Source organism: Paenibacillus radicis (ex Xue et al. 2023) (assembly GCF_024722015.1).
Classification (GTDB): domain Bacteria; phylum Bacillota; class Bacilli; order Paenibacillales; family NBRC-103111; genus Paenibacillus_S.
In genome coordinates this window covers 82695-100596 of sequence record NZ_JANQBD010000006.1, presented here as the reverse complement: position 1 = coordinate 100596, position 17902 = coordinate 82695, and the positions used below count along the sequence as shown (strand labels likewise).

Annotated in this window: 17 protein-coding genes; 15 read left to right on the top strand and 2 right to left on the bottom strand. The window is 46.7% G+C overall.

Going from position 1 to position 17902, the window contains the following annotated elements:
* Positions 1-59: 59 nt before the first annotated feature.
* From NV381_RS09770 to NV381_RS09740, 7 genes are all read left to right on the top strand, one after another.
* A complete protein-coding gene (locus NV381_RS09770; protein WP_258213092.1) occupies positions 60-2927 on the top strand; it encodes an S-layer homology domain-containing protein in 2868 nt (955 codons plus the stop codon).
* A gap of 604 nt (positions 2928-3531) precedes the next feature.
* Complete coding sequence (gene spoVAC / locus NV381_RS09765) at positions 3532-4014, top strand: stage V sporulation protein AC (RefSeq protein WP_258213091.1); 483 nt, start codon at positions 3532-3534, stop codon at positions 4012-4014.
* A gap of 4 nt (positions 4015-4018) precedes the next feature.
* Positions 4019-5035: a stage V sporulation protein AD gene (spoVAD, locus tag NV381_RS09760; protein ID WP_258213090.1), complete on the top strand. Its 1017-nt coding sequence runs from the start codon at positions 4019-4021 to the stop codon at positions 5033-5035.
* 12 nt (positions 5036-5047) lie between these two features.
* Positions 5048-5398 (top strand): stage V sporulation protein AE, encoded by a 351-nt coding sequence (spoVAE, locus tag NV381_RS09755; protein ID WP_258213272.1) that lies wholly within the window; start codon positions 5048-5050, stop codon positions 5396-5398.
* 453 nt (positions 5399-5851) lie between these two features.
* On the top strand, positions 5852-6811 hold the full coding sequence (locus NV381_RS09750) for an AAA family ATPase (protein ID WP_258213089.1): 960 nt from the start codon (positions 5852-5854) through the stop codon (positions 6809-6811).
* Between the two features lie 5 nt (positions 6812-6816).
* The gene (locus NV381_RS09745) at positions 6817-8061 is read left to right on the top strand and encodes a DUF58 domain-containing protein (protein ID WP_258213088.1); all 1245 of its coding nucleotides are present in this window, start codon (positions 6817-6819) and stop codon (positions 8059-8061) included.
* Complete coding sequence (locus NV381_RS09740; protein ID WP_258213087.1) at positions 8058-10292, top strand: transglutaminase TgpA family protein; 2235 nt, start codon at positions 8058-8060, stop codon at positions 10290-10292. Before NV381_RS09745 ends, NV381_RS09740 begins: the two co-directional genes overlap by 4 nt.
* Positions 10293-10357: 65 nt before the next feature.
* Here the strand turns inward: NV381_RS09740 and NV381_RS09735 are convergent, their stop codons facing one another.
* Together NV381_RS09735 and NV381_RS09730 are read right to left on the bottom strand one after the other, a co-directional pair.
* Positions 10358-11197: an SDR family oxidoreductase gene (locus NV381_RS09735; protein ID WP_258213086.1), complete on the bottom strand. Its 840-nt coding sequence runs from the start codon at positions 11195-11197 to the stop codon at positions 10358-10360.
* A gap of 139 nt (positions 11198-11336) precedes the next feature.
* Positions 11337-11747, bottom strand: a complete 411-nt coding sequence (locus tag NV381_RS09730; protein WP_258213085.1) for a MarR family winged helix-turn-helix transcriptional regulator — start codon at positions 11745-11747, stop codon at positions 11337-11339.
* Positions 11748-11959: 212 nt separating this feature from the next.
* Between NV381_RS09730 and NV381_RS09725 the strand changes: the two genes are divergently transcribed.
* The 8 genes from NV381_RS09725 to NV381_RS09690 all read left to right on the top strand — a co-directional run bounded on the left by NV381_RS09725 (position 11960) and on the right by NV381_RS09690 (position 17846).
* Positions 11960-12457, top strand: a complete 498-nt coding sequence (locus NV381_RS09725; RefSeq protein ID WP_258213084.1) for a YqeG family HAD IIIA-type phosphatase — start codon at positions 11960-11962, stop codon at positions 12455-12457.
* A gap of 7 nt (positions 12458-12464) precedes the next feature.
* The gene (yqeH, locus tag NV381_RS09720) at positions 12465-13586 is read left to right on the top strand and encodes a ribosome biogenesis GTPase YqeH (protein ID WP_258213083.1); all 1122 of its coding nucleotides are present in this window, start codon (positions 12465-12467) and stop codon (positions 13584-13586) included.
* Between the two features lie 208 nt (positions 13587-13794).
* Positions 13795-14652: a shikimate dehydrogenase gene (locus tag NV381_RS09715; RefSeq protein WP_258213082.1), complete on the top strand. Its 858-nt coding sequence runs from the start codon at positions 13795-13797 to the stop codon at positions 14650-14652.
* A gap of 360 nt (positions 14653-15012) precedes the next feature.
* The gene (yhbY, locus tag NV381_RS09710; protein ID WP_171653702.1) at positions 15013-15306 is read left to right on the top strand and encodes a ribosome assembly RNA-binding protein YhbY; all 294 of its coding nucleotides are present in this window, start codon (positions 15013-15015) and stop codon (positions 15304-15306) included.
* 29 nt (positions 15307-15335) lie between these two features.
* Complete coding sequence (locus tag NV381_RS09705) at positions 15336-15923, top strand: nicotinate-nucleotide adenylyltransferase (RefSeq protein WP_258213081.1); 588 nt, start codon at positions 15336-15338, stop codon at positions 15921-15923.
* Positions 15913-16497, top strand: a complete 585-nt coding sequence (yqeK, locus tag NV381_RS09700) for a bis(5'-nucleosyl)-tetraphosphatase (symmetrical) YqeK (protein ID WP_258213080.1) — start codon at positions 15913-15915, stop codon at positions 16495-16497. Before NV381_RS09705 ends, yqeK begins: the two co-directional genes overlap by 11 nt.
* A gap of 90 nt (positions 16498-16587) precedes the next feature.
* On the top strand, positions 16588-16935 hold the full coding sequence (gene rsfS / locus NV381_RS09695; protein WP_258213079.1) for a ribosome silencing factor: 348 nt from the start codon (positions 16588-16590) through the stop codon (positions 16933-16935).
* A complete protein-coding gene (locus tag NV381_RS09690; RefSeq protein WP_258213078.1) occupies positions 16932-17846 on the top strand; it encodes a S1 RNA-binding domain-containing protein in 915 nt (304 codons plus the stop codon). The genes rsfS and NV381_RS09690 overlap by 4 nt, the downstream gene beginning before the upstream one ends.
* Positions 17847-17902: the final 56 nt, after the last annotated feature.

The window sequence follows — 17902 nt, the reverse complement described above, 5'->3', positions numbered from 1 at the left end:
ACTAACTTAGTTAAGCAGGGTCAAATCGACAAATAATTATGATGGAGGAGATAAGTACTATGTCTCGGAACCGCCGTAAACAGAACACCGGCAGACGGCTTGCTTACTGGCTCGTAGTGGCGCTGCTGCTCCAAACAATATTGTTGGCAAGCAATGTATACGCTGAAGCCTCCCCTGATGGGGAGGCCGTTAAGGAAAACGCTCAGACGGATTCCACCTCTTCAACGGTTATTCCTTCTTTGGGCTATGCACAAGTCACAGGGGGATTGAGCCATACCGTAGCACTGAAAAGTGACGGCTCCGTATGGACCTGGGGGGATGCACTTCATGGAAAGCTGGGAACAGGACCTGATGTTCAGCGTTATGTTCCTACTAGAGTCAAGGAATTATTCGATATTACCGCGGTCGCCGCAGGTATGAATCATACACTTGCCTTGCGCAAGGATGGCACCGTCTGGGCATGGGGGCAAAACTCAAAGGGCCAGATTGGCGATGGCAGCAAAGAGGATCGAACCACGCCGTATCAAATTGAATATCTAAGTGATGTAGTAGCGATTGCAGCTGGAAACAATCACTCCGTAGCTTTGAAAAGCAATGGAACTATCGTTACCTGGGGTGACAATTCCAAAGGTCAATTAGGTAATGGAACCTATGATGATGTTTTGAAGCCCGCGCAATTAACTTCGATTTCTGGTATAAGAGGCATTGCAGCCGGCGGGAATCATACATTGGCGATTGCTTCTGACAAATTTGTCCTAGCGTGGGGAGATAATACTTACGGCCAGATCGGAGATGCTGAAACGCAATCTCGTACGAGCAGACCGACAAGAGTGAACTTTTCACATACGACTAAAGCTATCGCAGCCGGGAGTAATTTCTCGGTTTCATTAAAGGAAGACGGGACTATCTGGACCTGGGGTTATAATGTTTCGGGCCAGCTTGGCAACGGAAATGAAGAAGCGCGTAATTTTGCCCAAATGGTTGTAGGCATTAAAGATGCAATAAGTATTTCCGCAGGTAATTCCCATACGATCATACAGCATAAAGATGGCAGTATAAGCGGCTGGGGTCTGAATAACTACGGTCAGCTCGGTACTGGAGATTATAAAAACAGTGTTGTCGATGTAAGTATTATGAGAAATGTAGCGGTTATCGGAACCGGCCACTTTCATTCAATGGCTATTAAACCCGATGGCACCTTGTGGATGTGGGGCAACAGTGCCCTGGGCCAATTAGGCGACGGAACAGCGACTAACCGGATATTGCCGATATTGGTTCCCCGTTTCTCTATGGTTACCCTACCGCCAGAGCAAACAGTGGGCAGCTTCAGTAATTCAGTGATAAGCAAGCCCCTTGCGTCAGGGGATAGCTTTAACCTTGTGTGGAAGAACAATAAGTTATGGACCTGGGGTGAGAATTTATACGGGCAGCTAGGCTTGAGCGCAGGCAGCGCCAAGAATATGCCTGTATCGATCGATTCCGTTGATCAGATCGCAGCGGTCTCCGCAGGAACGGGACATACTTTAGTGCTCAAGAAGGATGGGACGGTATGGAGCTGGGGGCTGAATCTTAGCGGCCAGCTTGCCGATAATACGTTAATAAACAAAGGAACACCGGCTTCCTCGCCTTTACTTAGCGATGTAACGGATATTGCGGGAGGCAATCTGTTTACGATTGCTTTGAAAAAGGACGGCACGGTGTGGGCCATTGGTGACAATACTTTTGGCCAATTGGGTAATGGCAGCACCAAGTCAAGTCTGACTCCAGTTGAAATACCTGGACTGTTTAAGATTAAAGAAATCGCAGCCGGTTATAATCATGCTCTTGCTTTGGCTAATGACGGTACCGTGTGGAGTTGGGGAGACAATAGTAACGGTCAATTGGGAGACGGCTCGACGTCTTTACGCCGTAGTGCCGTGCAGTTAACGGACCTGAGCAATGTGAAGGCAATAGCGGCAGGGCGGAATCATTCGCTGGCACTTAAGAGCGATGGGACCGTCTGGGATTGGGGATACAACGCTTTTGGCCAGCTGGGGGATGATTCCACCACGAATCGTTCAGCACCTGTAAAAGCCATCGATATCAATGACGCCATCGCAATTGCAGGCGGCAATTATCATTCCTTGGTGGCCAAGTCGGATGGGACCGTCTGGGCCTGGGGCGCCAACACCTTCGGCCAGTTGGGCGACGACACGACAGCGAACCGCAAACGCGCGGTTCAAGCGAAGGACATCCGCGGCGCTTCAGCTGTCTCCGCGGGAAGCAACCATTCCGCTGCATTGTCAGCGGATGGTACGGTCTGGACATGGGGTGCCAACATGTCCGGGCAGCTGGGCGACGGTACGTTCAAGAACCGTACCGTACCTGCAGCTGTGACCGGGTTCGCGTCATCCTTCAGTGACGCGACAGGTCATTGGGCGGAAGCGGCCATTTCCGCCGCGGTGGATAAAGGCTACGTGGACGGCTATCCGGACGGCACGTTCCAGCCTGAACGAACCGTGCTGCGCGCCGAGTTCGCGAAATTAACGGCAGCAGCTCTTAAGCTGCCGGTCAATGCGCCTTCTGCCGATCAGGCGTGGTACAAACCGTACGCCGATGCGCTGCTGAAAGCGGGCTACATCGGCCAGGATGATGCAGCTTCCGATTGGATGGAGCCCATTACCCGTACAGAAATGGCGAAAATCACCGTACGCGCAACGAATAAAGAGCTGCAAACTGCGAACACGGTTGTAACGGAGCAGCTTGCAATGCTGACAGCCGTGCAAAAAGGTATACTGCAAGGCCTTGAGAATGGTGATCTTGCTCCGCAAGCTACAACGAACCGTGCTCAAGCGGTTACGATAATAGAACGTGTGCTGGCATTGAATACTGGCAGCACACTGCCAGTCGATAGCAAGGCACTGGTCAATGCGCAAAAAGCTAAATAAAAGGCAAGCTTTTCTTTATGATCTTGAAGCAAAGGCGATTTCCCTCGGGGAAATCGCCTTTGCTTTTTTTATTTATAGGCAAATGCACATTCCAACCCAAGCTCTCAGACATAGGATATAGCATTTATAAAAACATGCAGATGGGAGTCAGCACATATGCATAATTCAGCCATTGTCATCGTTCTGGTGCTTTTTATTTTATTGGCACTCTTGTTACTAGCGCTTGTTTAACGAATCGCTGCTGCCGTCATTTCAGAATTAAAGCCTTGTATGAAGTTTCAGCATACAAGGCTTTAATGTAGCGGTAAGGATTGTAGCAGCTGTAACGGCTTACATAGAATAGTTTTAGATTATTGCAACATAATACCTTTATAAACCCGCAGTCTCTCAAGCTTATATTAAGCAGGACAAGCAGACCTATAGACATTAGATGCCTGTAAGTTGGACTGGCTCATCTTGGAGGCTTATTCAATGGTTCGCTTAGGACTATTACTGATCCTTTTCTGAGGTTGGAGAAATACATAACGACCGAACTCCTTGTGCATGGTTAAGTGCCGACTAGGAGAAAATAGGATTAGACAAGAAAAAGAAGGGACGAGTTAAGATGGCTACAAAGTCAAAGCAAAAAATCACATGGACACAGCAGGAGTATCAAGACCTTGCTAAGAAGAAAGAGCCGTCAAGACCGGTTGCAAGAAATTGCTTCCGTGCTTTTTTAGTAGGAGGAATAATCTGTACGATAGGACAAGCATTGATGGAGTTATTTGTTCATGGTTTCGGATTTACGAAGGAGACAGCCGGCAATCCGACAGTTGCTGTCCTGATTGTTTTATCTGTTATTTTGACCTGCATGGGTGTATATGACAAGCTTGCTCAATGGGCTGGTGCTGGTTCTGCCGTACCCGTAACTGGATTTGCCAACTCGATGTGCTCCGCGGCTATCGAGCATAAAAGCGAGGGTCTCGTATTGGGAGTTGGTGGCAATATGTTTAAGCTGGCCGGTTCGGTTATCGTGTTCGGAACGGTAGCAGCATTTTTCGTAGGCTTGGTACACTTGATCATAAATAAGACGACAGCGGGAGGATAATCGGATGCTGCAAGGACATCAGAGTTGGGCATTTACGAATCGCCCTGTAATTCAGGCGACTGCCACTGTAGTAGGTCCAGATGAAGGAGACGGACCGCTTGCCAATGATTTCGACATTGTTCATGGTGACTTGCAGTTGGAGCAGGAAAGTTGGGAGAAAGCAGAACGCAAGCTTATGGAAGAAGCTACCGAATTGGCTGTTGAGAAAGCCGGGTTAACCAAAGAACAGGTTCAATTTTATGTCGGTGGCGATTTGATGAATCAAATAATAAGCAATACGTTTGCTGCGCGAACTTTAACCATTCCATACTTGGGTATATTTGGCGCATGCTCAACCTCAATGGAAGGATTAGCACTCGCTTCAATGATGATTAATTCGGGAGACGCCGATTATGTGATGGCCGGGACATGCAGTCATAACTGCACATCGGAAAAACAGTTCCGCTATCCGACTGAATATGGCTCGCAGAAACCGCCGACCGCTCAGTATACGGTGACTGGGGCAGGGGCGGCAGTACTGTCCAGAAAAGGGGATGGTCCGGTAGTTACAGGAGCTACAATTGGAAGAGTTATTGATATGGGTATTAAAGATCCCTTTAATATGGGAGCGGCGATGGCCCCTGCAGCTGTGGATACGTTACAGGCGCATCTTCGCGATTTCGACCGGGATCCGGGATATTACGATCTTATTGTGACTGGCGACTTGGCCAAGGTAGGGTATGAAATTGCAAATGAATTGCTGGAGAAGCATAAGATTCCAATTAGTCAAACTATTTATAAGGACTGCGGCCTGATGATTTATGACATTGAAAAGCAACCTGTAGTTTGTGCTGGTGGCAGCGGCTGTGGCTGCTCAGCTTCCGTGACCTATGGACATATAATGAAGCAGATTCGCAATGGTGACCTTAAACGGGTGTTGGTTATTGCAACAGGAGCCTTGTTGTCCCCGTTGTCGTTCCAGCAGGGAGAGAGCATCCCTTGCATTGCCCATGCTGTATCAATCGAAGGCGGGGGACATTAAATGGACACTTTTATGCATTTTGTTTGGGCTTTTGTTATTGGAGGTGCAATTTGCGTCGTTGGCCAGCTGTTAATGGATGTCGGCAAGCTGACTCCGGCTCATACTATGAGCTCACTGGTTGTAGCAGGTGCTGTTGCGGATGGTGTCGGCTGGTATGATCCTTTCATTAGATTTGCTGGTGCGGGAGCGACCGTGCCGATAACGAGCTTTGGTAACGCACTGGTTCACGGAGCCTTGCAGGAGCTGAACCAAGACGGTGCCATTGGTATTATTACCGGTATATTTAAAGTTACAAGTGCGGGGATTTCGGCCGCTATTATATTTTCTTTTCTTGCTGCAGTAGTGTGCAGACCTAGAGGCTGAAGCCGTAAGGAAGGATGGGAGTTTTCCTTGCACAGCTTTTCTTCATGCTTGCTGCCGTGAATGTCAGGGCTGTTCCAAGTGTCATTTTTTTGCAAATTTCAGCCTCATATTGTCTGTGACAGTTGTTGAAAATGAACCTTCAGTTCCCACTTATACAGTGGGTTTGAAGGTTTTTTTCACGTCCTATGAGACTCAATTACTTGGTCTATTGGACAACGAGTATGAATGTAGACGTCATTTGTACACCCAAGGCAATCATGAGGCGTATTTCAAAAAGAAGAATGCATGGTAAACAGCCAACTATAGCTCTAAACTGGAGAAAAGGCGCCTAAATGTGTATTTATACAAACAAATTCAGCATTTTTGCATGTATACGGCATTTTTTGAATCCTGTAAAATAGAAGATGAGTTATTCTACCATATTAACCATATACCCCAAGGAGGATCAGGAACATGGAGGCACTAGTCAAAGAAGACATACAAATCCTTAAGCGCATACAAGCAAATTTGGAATCTTGTATCCTTGGCAAAACAGATGAAATTAAACTGTTGCTAACAGCTATGCTTGCTGGTGGGCACGTGCTGTTGGAGGACGTTCCTGGAACAGGAAAAACGGTTCTGATTAAATCGTTAGCTAAATCAATTCATGGTCAATTTCGTCGTATCCAGTGTAATCCTGATTTACTCCCTACGGATATCACTGGGGTATCCATATATCATCCCAAGGATGAGGTGTTTGTTTTTAGACCCGGCCCAGTAATGACGCATATTTTGCTGGCGGATGAAATTAACCGCGCTACAACAAAGACACAATCAGCTCTTCTAGAAGCGATGGAAGAGGGTCATATAACGGTTGACGGGGAGACCCATCAGCTGCCTAAACCATTTTTACTGCTTGCAACTCAGAATCCGATCGATTTTGAAGGCACCTACACACTGCCTGAGGCTCAGTTGGATCGTTTTATGATGAAATTCAGCCTGGGTTATCCTGATGAAGCAACAGAGACCCGAATGATTATTTCACAGAGCGTCATTCATCCCCTAGAGAACCTTCAGCCGGTGGCAGATGTTGAGCATATCGCAGAAATCCAACAGCGAGCCAAGCATGTTCATTTGGACGATGCAGTTGCCAGCTACTTGGTAGCCGTTACCAGACAGACCCGCGAGCATGCTTCGATTTTTCTTGGAGCAAGTCCACGAGCTACTCTCGCATTAGTCCAAGCATCCAAAGCATATGCCTTAATTCAAGAGCGTGATTACGTAATACCTGATGATATAAAATTTTTAGCCCCTTTTGTTCTAGGACATCGTATCATCTTGCAAGCTGAAGCACGAATGGATGGTGCCACCGTACAGTCCGTACTTCAATCCGTTTTTCAGCAGGTTAGAGTGCCCGTACGAATGGAGAAGTGAGTATAATGAGGGAATCGATCGTACAAAAGCTTACTGAAATTCCCCGTTTGAGCAAACAATTTTGGGCAGTGTTTGTCAGTTTTGTCGGCAGCCTTGGCTTTTTACTTTTCCAAGGCGGCAAGCTGGCGCTTATGCTCTTCGTTATTATGCTGGTGCTAAGTATTTATTTGCTTCTTGGACAATGGAGCGGTATCAAAAGAACACAGGGTGTAAGAAATCTGCAAAACATGGAGCATAGCAATATGCTGGAAGCCGGCAGTACACTTGGTGTTTCCATACAGCTGCAAATTCCCGGCTTTTGGCCGATGCCCTATATTTTTGTCAAAGATCGCTTGTTTCACAAAAACGGCAGCGAGCTGGTCTTCGAGGCTACGATGGTACCGGACTGGCGCCGCCGCGGTGACTTGGAATATCGGACTCCATCGCTACGACGGGGCTCGTACACGTTTGGAGCAACAGAATGTGTAACCGAGGATATATTCGGTTTGTTCGAGCATGGCGGGATGCTGAATCTCCCCCATAGCTTTGTAGTTTTGCCGCAAACCGTTCCAATCCGCGAATGGCACCAGTTCCACCAGATGATGAAGGGGACGAACCATCACTCAACAACAACCCGCGCTGTACGTGAAACAACTCAAATCAACGGAGTACGGGAATATATGTATGGGGATCGTTTGTCACGAATTCATTGGAATGCAACTGCCAAGACCGGGACCTGGAAATCGAAGGAATTCGAAAGGGAATCTTTGCCGAAGAGCTACCTGGTTTTGGACCGGCAGCGCAAGTCCTATAAGGATTCGGAGCAATTCGAGCTTGCTGTGTCCATAGCGGCCTCGTTGTTCATGTATGGTTCGAGCCGAAGCTTGGCTTTGGGGCTCGTTTCGACGGGCTCTGACGATGTGTATTATGAGCCTAGACCGGGGCAAAACCAATTAAAAGCAGTTCAGCAGCATTTTATACATGTGGAAGCGGATGGAACGTATTCGCTTAAACAGGTTTTGAGGGAAAAGGCGCAAAATCTCGTGCCAGGCAGCTTCGTGGCTTTGATTACACCTATTCATGGCGAGGCGCTTTTGCCTATTTTCAGCTGGCTTAAGCAGCTTCAATTAAATCCTTGCCATCTATGGATTTGCTCCGAACATGACGACAAGGAAAAGTGGCTGCGTCAATTGCATTCGCTTGGAGTAGTCGGCTATGCAATCGGGTCATTGCAAGAGCTGCCGGTTGTGTTGGGAGGGCGAAACGGATGAACGAAACCACACCCTGGTGGCAGAAGTTTCTGTGGCAAAATTGGACGCACCGGTTAACCGCTCTGCTTGTCGGTCTTATCTTGTATCAGATTGTGATTTGGATTTCCAAGGAGCAGGGCACGTGGCTTCCGGAAACGGTCCTTATTGTTGAACTTGCGCTTCTGGCAACCTTTCTTTTGGAGCATATACCTAAACTTCATTGGCTTCTGCGGGGACTTATTCAACTGATTGTATTAATTGCAATAAACGTACGAGTTCTTGTTCAATATAGTGTAATTGATGAAATGCCATTCAGCAGTTTTTTTTCTTCCAAGCTTTTTTTGAACTTGTATCAGCTAACACCTTATTTATGGTTCAGCCTAAGCGCCTGGGTCATTTATTTGACCTTAATCTGGTGGGTGGAGGTTAAGTGGCGGGTTTATGCGTTAATGATCATCGGTGTGCTTGGCATGTGCATCCGAGATTCTTTCTCGACGGTATATTTATGGCCGCAGGTGGCCATGACAGTGGGCTGCGGATTATTCCTGCTAATTTTATGCCATTTTCAGCAGCTTCGCAAAAAAGATCCGACTGCCTGGAGCTATTTGGCTGATTATCCAACATCCATTGCAGTGCCTGTAATTTCATTAGTTAGTTTAACTCTGATATTCGGAGCCGCTATGCCGGAAGTTAATCCTGTGCTAACGGACCCTTATACCGCATGGCGTAATTTCCGCGGAGAGCCTGTTAACTTTACTACAGGCAAAGGTATTGAGACCGCTACATCAGCGGCTAACGGTGACGCATCTTCTGGCTACAGCCGCAGCGACGCTTCCCTTGGAGGCGGTTTTGAATACGATTATACGCCGGTAATGTCTGTAGATACGACGCATCGCAGCTATTGGCGTGGAGAGACAAGGTCGCTCTACAGCGGTAAAGGCTGGGAAGCAAGCGAGAATGACAAACGTGCTACGACAGTAGGTGTTAGAGCAGACAACGTTCTTCCGACAGATCCTAGGATGGCCGGAAGCCCGTTAAAAACGTTTGAGATTACTCAGAATATTACTATGTTATCCGAAGAAAAATACCCTGTGCTGTTTGGAGCGTATACCGTTCAAAAGCTTGTTGAAATGAACGGTGCCAAGAACGGTTTTGATCCCGTTCTATGGGCCCCTGGACAGTCTGAGCTTCGTTTCAATGAGCAGCGTCAACCCGTTTATCCGAAAACTTATACATTAGTATCCCAGATGCCAATTATCGATGAGGATGCTTTGCGTCTTGCGCCAATGGAGCCGCCTAATCGCGCGGAGCTGGCGCCTTACCTCCAGGTGCCCGAGACCGTACCGAACCGTGTAAGGCAGCTAGCGGTAGATATTACCAAGGATTCGCCAAATCCATATGACAAGGCCAAAAAAATTGAGCAATATTTACGCGAAAAGTACCCCTATACAAACAAACCGGATCTTAGTAAAGGGCGCAGCCGAGATTTTGTCGACCGTTTTTTATTTGAAATTAAGGAAGGGTACTGCGACTATTATTCTTCGGCGATGGCCGTGCTCTCGCGTTCTGTAGGGCTGCCTACCCGTTGGGTGAAAGGGTATGCCTCGGGACTATCGGCAATACAAGATGAATTTATTTATTCAATGGGTGAACAAGGGCTTGTGGATCCTGATGGGGCTGGCGTTTACACCGTTCGTAATGCGGATGCCCACTCATGGGTCGAAGTGTACTTCAGTGGTATTGGCTGGATCCCGTTTGAGCCGACCTCCGGGTTTGTACTGCCACGCGCCGTACCGGAGCAAGAGCTTACCTTTGACCCATCGACACTGCCTGATGCAGCTGCTGTGACTGAGGAGTCCAACTCATTTTATAATTCAGGTCAAGCGGCTGGTATTGGTGGCATCATTGTGCTGTTTGCCGCATTAGCTGCTTTCATTGTCTGGAAGCTGCAAGTCATTGAACTGATTCGCGAAAAGCTTGAACGTCGTCGTGCATCGTTGTTAAAGCAGAAGGTCATCGTGGAATGCGAGCGGATGCTGCGTATATGCCGTCGTAAAGGATACACGAGACTGGAGCATGAAACGCTGCGTGAAGCTGTACGCAGATGGTCGAAGCAGAGCAAGTGGCTGAAAGCGGACTTGGAGCAGGTGTTGTTCATTTTCGAGAAGGCCAAGTACAGTAGAGCTGAAATTACGGAAGAGGATTGGCAGAGTACATCACAGCTTGTTGAAAAGCTGCGCTCACAGGTTTAATTAATTCTCAATATTAATGATGAACCCCCCTCATGAACGGAATAATGAGGGGGGTTCATTTTCATTTACATGTTAAGCTGAAGCTTGCGGGTAGCTAAGATGCCCTCCAGACCGCTTGGATCGGTTTTAACCTTATGGCTTACGAATACTTCAGCTATTTCCGAAGTACGCAGCCGCAATGGCTTGGTTTCCATCTGTAATAAGTCCAGCACGACTTCAGCTACAGCTTCAGCACTTTGCGGCACAACATTCCTTTTGGAAAAGGTTTCTAGGTAGGTATCAACTATAGGTTTATATTCATCATCAAGAATTCCGCCCGTTTTTCCGATATCATTCAATACGGTATTAACAAAATTGGTCGCTATTCCACCTGGCTCAACTAAAGTGATATCAATATTAAATAAAGGCTTGTAGTAAGTAGCCATGCTCTCCAATAATCCTTCTACGGCAAATTTGCTGGCACAGTAGATTTCATTTAAAGGCTGACCAACCAGACCACCGACACTTGAAGTGGCGATGATATGTCCGGAATCCGCTTTACGCAGCAAGGGGAGCGCGGCTTGAATGGAATGAATAACGCCGTACAGGTTTGTATCGAACACACGTTGAATATCCTCAATTGTCGCTTGACCTAAAGCGCGTAGAAATCCAAACCCGGCATTGCAAAATAATACATCAAGATGGCCATGTGCTTGTTCAATGACTCTGAGAGCGTCTTGCTGAGAAGTAGGATCGGTAACATCAACTTCAAGAAAACGAAGATTTTCCTGGTTCGCATACTGCTCCTGATCACGCTGCAAATGGCGGGTTCCGGCATATACATTCCAGCCTTTGTCGGCTAATTTTAATGCGGTTGCGAGACCGACTCCTGATGATGCTCCGGTAATAAATATCGTTTTACTCATCGAGACACTCCCTATGCTCAATATTTAAATTGTTTAATAACTATACAATATATTTATTGAACAATCGTGTCAAGGATGCAAAATAAACTCCAGATCAGGGATCGGAGTCTTTTACTAGGGAGCAGCATACTGCATCTTCTTATATGGACATTTTTGATAAAAGCTCTCTTAGCGTAGCGAGCTCCTCTGATGAATAGTTGGAAAGCAATCGTTCAATTTTACTATTATAGGTTTTAATGATGACGTCTAATAATTCATAGCCTTTTTCCGTAATGTGAATATGTAGACTTCTGCGGCTGGTCGGGTGGGGCTTGCGGATCACGTAGCCTTGCTGCTCCATTTTATCCAGTAGCTGCGTCACTGCCCCGCGTGTTAAGCCGAATTCATTTGCTATATCAACGGCTCTGCATTCCGGATGTTTGCGAAGAAATTCCAGCGTATACATAATAATCGGAGTGATTTGATAGGCTGGAAGCACTTGTGTTAAATAAGCCGAGAGTGTATTTTTAATTTCCCGAAATTTATAAGTAACGGCCTGGTAATCTTCCATGGTATGCCACCTTCTTGTACGTTTAATGTCTATACATTATAGCAAATGGATAGACAGGAGAAGCAAGTGAATTTTCGAATGCTTACACGGACGTTTTATTGGATTGCGATAATAGGCTTTGTAAAGTAAAATATATTATTCGGGTTTTTGCAACAAAAAGCACATATATGGTATAGTTTGACGTATATGAGCTAGTTCTTGAGGTGAATTCGTTGCTAAATAAGCTGCTACCCCGTTTACAAGTAAACACAATTTACGACATTGACTTGAATGCTCTTTGGGAACAAGGAGTGCGCGGCATCATTACGGATCTGGATAATACGCTGGTCGGGGCTAAGGCGCCACTGGCTACACCTGAGCTGGTTGATTGGCTGAAGGTGGTTGGACAGATCGGGTTTCAAGTAGTCATTGTTTCTAATAATAACAGACTGCGTGTTTCCAAATTCGCCGAGCCATTGTCTCTGCCCTTTATCTATCGTGCCAAAAAGCCTACAAGTGCCTCATTCCGCAGAGCCTTGTCGATGATGAATATGAAACCTGAGCAGGTTGCAGTCATAGGGGATCAAATGATGACGGACGTATTGGGCGGTAACCGGATGGGGTTGTATACGATTTTAGTTTTACCGATTGCGAAGCGGGATGAAGGCTTTTTTACTAAAGTGATCAATCGCTCGCTGGAAAAGGCTGCTTTAACTTGGATGAAAAGGTAGGTAAACCATGACAGAATTGCAATCCGAACAAACGGGCTGTGCCGGCTGTGGCGTTAAGCTGCAAACCGAGAGCTCTGACAAGCTGGGCTATGTGCCGCCGCAAGCATTGGACCGTACGCCGGTCATTTGCCAAAGGTGTTTCCGTATTAAAAATTACAATGAATCTTCAGGAATTACACTAAACCATGATGACTTCTTAAAATTGTTGAGTCATGTTGGACATACAAAGTCGTTGGTGGTCAACATTGTCGATATTTTCGACTTTGAAGGAAGCTTGATCAGTGGTTTGCCGCGTTTTGTAGGCGATAATCCGGTTGTGCTATGCGTCAATAAAATCGATCTTCTGCCTAAGGTGACCAATTTTAATAAAATCGTCAACTGGGTGCGTAAGCAGGCCAAGGATTTCGGCATAAAAGTTGTTGAAGTTGTGCTGTGCTCGGCTAAGCAAAATATGGGCTTTGATCGAGTGATCCAAGCGTTGGATGAACATAGAGGCGGGCGCGATATTTATGTTGTGGGAGCTACTAATGTCGGCAAATCGACCTTGATCAATCGCTTGATCCGTGATTACAGCGACCTTGATTCCGAACTTACAACATCTCAATACCCTGGCACAACTTTGGATTTGGTGAAAATTCCTATGGAAGATGGAACCTTTATCATTGATACGCCGGGCATTGTGTATCCACATAGGCTGACAGAGCTGGTCAACAAGCAGGATTTGCAGAAGCTTATGCCGGACAAGCCTGTGAAGCCATTAGTATTTCAGCTGAACGAACGGCAGACGGTGTTTTTTGGCAGCCTGGTCCGGTTTGATTTTGTACAAGGAGCGAGGCAGTCGTTCACATTCTTTGTTTCCAACGGGATGGGAGTGCATCGCACGAAGCTGGAACGGGCAGATGAGCTGTACGATGAGCACAAGGGAGTGCTGCTCACCCCCCCTTCACGCGAAGCGTTGGAGCTGCTGCCCAAGCTTGCCAAGCATCCGGTACGAATTCCTAAAGGCAAGCTTTATGACGTCTCTATCTCCGGGCTGGGCTGGATTAAGGTGAACAGCGATGCTGGAGCGGATTTGATGATTCATGCGCCCAAAGGTGTGAAGGTTGCGGTTCGGGAATCGATTATTTAGAAAAAGAGTTCAAAAAGTCGACTTTTCAGCACCGAGAAGGTTGCAAGAAGGTTAAGAAGGAGGAGCGGAGTTTAGGTAAACTTAAATGAGTACCGGACTTCGAGCCTGAATGCAAGATTCGATGTCGAATACGCTTCCTGAGATACTTCTTGATCAAAAGGGGACTTTTTGAACAACCTCTTAAAGGAACGGGAGCTGAAGTAACACTATGGGGAAACATAGGCTGGACAGTCACACTATTATGTATGCCGTATTCGGAGATCCAATCCGTCATTCCAAATCTCCGATTATGTTAAATCGCGCTTTTGAAGAAACAGGTCTGAATGCGGCTTACGCGGCATTTCATATTTTACCGGGGCAGCTGAAGGACGCTGTGAATGGTATCCGGGCGCTGCAATTTCGCGGAGTGAACGTAACGATTCCTCATAAATTAGAAGTCATGGACTATATGGATGAGATCGATGAGGGAGCTAGAGTTGTCGGTGCTGTCAATACGATTGTTAACGATAACGGACGTTTGATCGGCTATAATACAGATGGAATAGGTTATGTCCGCTCCTTAAAGGAAGAGACAGGCATAGACTTGAACGGCAAAAAGGTACTGATGATCGGTGCAGGCGGTGCTGCTCGAGGTGTCGGCTATGCTCTTGCCAAGGAAGGCGCTGCACATATTTACTTTGCAAACCGCACTCGTGAAAAAGCGGATGAGCTGGCGCGTACGATGTCCGAATTTACTTCCACCAGCGGCATTGGTTTGGATGAAATATCCAATGTCATTGGAGAAGTAGGTCTGGTCGTCAACAATACGTCGCTTGGTATGCATCCGAATGAGGATGCAGTCCCTATGGATACATCGTTAATCGGTGAGCATCTTGTTGTCAGCGATCTCGTCTATAATCCTATCATTACACGGTTCTTGAGGGAATCCGAAGCACGCGGCGCTAAAATTCACAGCGGCTTGGGCATGTTTATTTATCAAGGAGCCTATGCTTTTGAATATTGGACCGGTGTCGCAGCTCCAACTGCCGCTATGCGTCAGGTCGTTATTGATTCGTTTAATGAGTAAGTTTTAAGGTTTATGTATTATTTTTAAGGTTTAAGGTTTACGAGGTTATGGTTCTTGACCCTCAGGCCAAGAACCTGATCTCTACCAACACACTATTTGTGTTGGGCGGACAGGTCTTGCAATTAGCCCGATGAAAGATGGGGCGGCGGAGGGCGAAGTGAAGTTTTGGAGAAACGGTAGTGGTCGCCTTTGTCCGCTTGTTGTTACCTTAGAAAAAGGTAATAATTAAAACAACAAGCGGACAACAGCGATCGGAGAAACTTTCACTTCTGCCCGCAGCCGCACCAGCCTTTTCATCAACCGAGGCTTTTTTGCCACCTCCCCCCCAACACATAACTTCACTCGAATTGAGGCAAAAACATGTTAACAGGCAAACAAAAAAGATATTTGCGCTCTATGGCGCATCACTTAAATCCAATCTTTCAAGTGGGTAAGGGCGGTATAAACGATCATTTAATCCGTCATATTGAAGAAGCACTTGAAGTGAGGGAGCTTATAAAAGTAACTGTGCTTAACAACAGCGGGGAAGACCGCAATGAGGTCGGTCAACAGCTGGCTGAAGGAGCAGGCGCGGAATTGGTTCAGGTTATTGGGAAAATAGTTGTCTTGTATAAGGAGTCCCGCGACCAAAAGACGATCGTACTGCCGAATTAACGGCAAAATCGTAAAAAAGAGGTGCAAGGATGAAGGTTGGTATCATGGGAGGAACCTTTGATCCGATCCATATAGGCCACATGATTGCGGCTCAATGCGCTTATGAGTATGAGGGATTGGATGAGGTATGGTTTATGCCGACCAATGTTCCGCCTCATAAACAGCATGCCCCCAAAGCTACCAGCCAGCAAAGATGGGATATGGTCTGCCGTGCTGTGGAAGGTCAAGCCCATTTCCGTCCGTTCGATATGGAACTGAAAAAAGGCGGCGTTTCCTACACATATGATACGGTAAGCTTGCTGCGCAGGGAGTACCCAGGCATTCATTTTTATTATATTATCGGTGCAGATATGGTTCAGTACTTGCCCAAATGGTTTAAGATTGATGAGCTGGTCAAGCTCATTTCCTTTATCGGACTGGGACGGCCGGGATACAGGCTGGAAATGGAGTCACTGCCTGCATTGCTGCGGCCAGCGGTGCAATTGGCAGAAATGCCGCAGATTGAGCTATCCTCAACAGCTATAAGGCAGCGGAAAGCCGAAGGGAAAAGTATTAAGTATTTGGTGCCTGACCGTGTATATGAATATATTGAGGGGAACGGATTTTATGGACCGTAAGCAGCTAATTGATGCGGTGAAGTCGCAAATGCCCGGCAAACGATGGGAGCATACGTTAGGTGTAATGGAGGCGGCGGTTCTATTAGCTCGCAAATACGGATGTGATCCGGATAAAGCTTATACTGCTGCAATCCTGCATGATGTCGTCAAATATTGGCCGGTTAATGACCAAGCTGATATTATACGCAATAATGGTTTGCCGGCAGATCTTCTTGATTATGACAAAGAAATTTGGCATGCGCATGCAGGTGCGTTTATAGCTAAGCGGGATTATGGTATGGACGATGAAGAAATACTTGATGCGATACGCTACCATACTACTGGACGCGAGCAGATGACCCTGTTGGATAAGGTTGTCTGTTTGGCTGATTACATCGAGCCGGGACGGGATTTTCCAGGCGTGCATAATATCCGCGAAATCGCTGAACATAGCATAGAGAGAGCGCTCCTTACCGCATTTGATGGAACGATCCTGTTTCTTTTGGAAAAAGGTAAAAAGGTGTACCCGTTAACGATATTAGCCCGTAACGACTTGATTAACGAATTAAAGCAGCAAGAGCAAACAGGCAGCTGAACTGATTATGAAGAAGATCACTTATAGTGTGTGTTCAAAAGAGAGCTTTTTGAACAACCTCTATGGGTAGACTCTCAAGGAGGAAATTGAATGAGTATAACCCCGGATAAATTGATGCCTATGATCGTAGATGCGGCTGACGACAAAAAAGCAATGAATATCGTTACCTTAAATCTGCAAGGTATTTCTTTGATTGCGGATTATTTTATTATTTGTCACGGAAATTCCGAGACGCAGGTGCAGGCCATCGCTACAGCAGTTCGTAAAAAAGCTGAGGAGAAGGATGTTCGAGTCCGCGGGATGGAAGGCATGGATACAGCGCGCTGGGTGCTGGTTGATATGGGCGACATTATCGTTCATGTGTTCCACCGCGATGACAGGGAATACTATAATATTGAGCGTCTATGGTCCGATGCGAAAGTGGTTGAGCAGGTATGAGGCTGGATGCTGGGAAGCTGTTTAGGCTTGAAGTCGCCAAAGAAATTACTCCAAATGGTTACTATGTGACAGATGGAGCTCAGGAAGTGCTTCTGCATTACAGCGAAATAGTGGGCGAGATTCAAATTGGGGATTACGTGGAAGTGTTTCTGTATTATGATACCGAGGACCGTTTGGCCGCAACAATGCGCAAACCTTTAATTTTGCTCGGAGAAGTGGCATTGCTTGAAGTGGTTGATATTCATCCGAGGTTTGGCGCTTTTCTCGAGATGGGCTTAGGACGCAATTTGCTGCTCCCTTTCAAAGAACAGCCTGAGCTAAAGGATCTAAGACCTAAGGTTGGCGACAAGGTATTCGTAATATTGAGCCACGATCGTCAAGGGCGATTGATTGCCAAAGTAGCGGGCGAGCCTGAATTGAAGCCTTTGTGTTTTGATGCGCCAGCCATGTGGAAAAATAAACAAGTGCTGGCAAGGGTGTATAAACCGCTGCAAATGGGCACTTTTGTCGTTTGTGAAGGTGGAGTTGTAGGCTTTGGCTTCATCGGGATGATTCATGATACTGATCGTACTCGACTTCTTCGTTTAGGCGAGGAAGTGGAAGTACGAGTTACCTTCATCCGCGAGGACGGCAATGTGAACTGCTCTATGAGAGCACCTAAGCAAGTCGGACGCGATGAAGATGCGGAGCGGCTCCTTGCTATATTGCGGGACAGGCCTAATGGGTCTATGCCCTACTCTGACGAAACTCCTGCTGATGTTATCAGTCAAAGGTTTCAAATCAGCAAGTCTGCTTTTAAACGGGCTCTTGGCAAGCTGATGAAGGAAGGCTTGGTTTATCAGCAAGGAAGCTGGACTCATCTTAAGCAGGATCAAGAAAATCAGGAACAAGAAAAGCTGGAGCAACCTTAAGTCCCTGTCAGGGACTTAATTTTTGTCTTCTCCTATCTAAATTTCACCAGGAAGGT

Bases quoted from the DNA above. Each gene is read 5' to 3' on its own strand.
- spoVAE (WP_258213272.1), top strand. From the start codon at position 5,048: ATGCATTTTGTTTGGGCTTTTGTTATTGGAGGTGCAATTTGCGTCGTT.
- NV381_RS09730 (WP_258213085.1), bottom strand. From the start codon at position 11,747: ATGGAAGATTACCAGGCCGTTACTTATAAATTTCGGGAAATTAAAAAT.
- rsfS (WP_258213079.1), top strand. From the start codon at position 16,588: ATGAGTATAACCCCGGATAAATTGATGCCTATGATCGTAGATGCGGCT.
- NV381_RS09735 (WP_258213086.1), bottom strand. From the start codon at position 11,197: ATGAGTAAAACGATATTTATTACCGGAGCATCATCAGGAGTCGGTCTC.
- yqeK (WP_258213080.1), top strand. From the start codon at position 15,913: ATGGACCGTAAGCAGCTAATTGATGCGGTGAAGTCGCAAATGCCCGGC.
- yqeH (WP_258213083.1), top strand. From the start codon at position 12,465: ATGACAGAATTGCAATCCGAACAAACGGGCTGTGCCGGCTGTGGCGTT.
- NV381_RS09745 (WP_258213088.1), top strand. From the start codon at position 6,817: ATGAGGGAATCGATCGTACAAAAGCTTACTGAAATTCCCCGTTTGAGC.
- spoVAD (WP_258213090.1), top strand. From the start codon at position 4,019: ATGCTGCAAGGACATCAGAGTTGGGCATTTACGAATCGCCCTGTAATT.
- NV381_RS09740 (WP_258213087.1), top strand. From the start codon at position 8,058: ATGAACGAAACCACACCCTGGTGGCAGAAGTTTCTGTGGCAAAATTGG.
- NV381_RS09705 (WP_258213081.1), top strand. From the start codon at position 15,336: ATGAAGGTTGGTATCATGGGAGGAACCTTTGATCCGATCCATATAGGC.
- NV381_RS09770 (WP_258213092.1), top strand. From the start codon at position 60: ATGTCTCGGAACCGCCGTAAACAGAACACCGGCAGACGGCTTGCTTAC.
- spoVAC (WP_258213091.1), top strand. From the start codon at position 3,532: ATGGCTACAAAGTCAAAGCAAAAAATCACATGGACACAGCAGGAGTAT.
- yhbY (WP_171653702.1), top strand. From the start codon at position 15,013: ATGTTAACAGGCAAACAAAAAAGATATTTGCGCTCTATGGCGCATCAC.
- NV381_RS09715 (WP_258213082.1), top strand. From the start codon at position 13,795: ATGGGGAAACATAGGCTGGACAGTCACACTATTATGTATGCCGTATTC.
- NV381_RS09690 (WP_258213078.1), top strand. From the start codon at position 16,932: ATGAGGCTGGATGCTGGGAAGCTGTTTAGGCTTGAAGTCGCCAAAGAA.
- NV381_RS09750 (WP_258213089.1), top strand. From the start codon at position 5,852: ATGGAGGCACTAGTCAAAGAAGACATACAAATCCTTAAGCGCATACAA.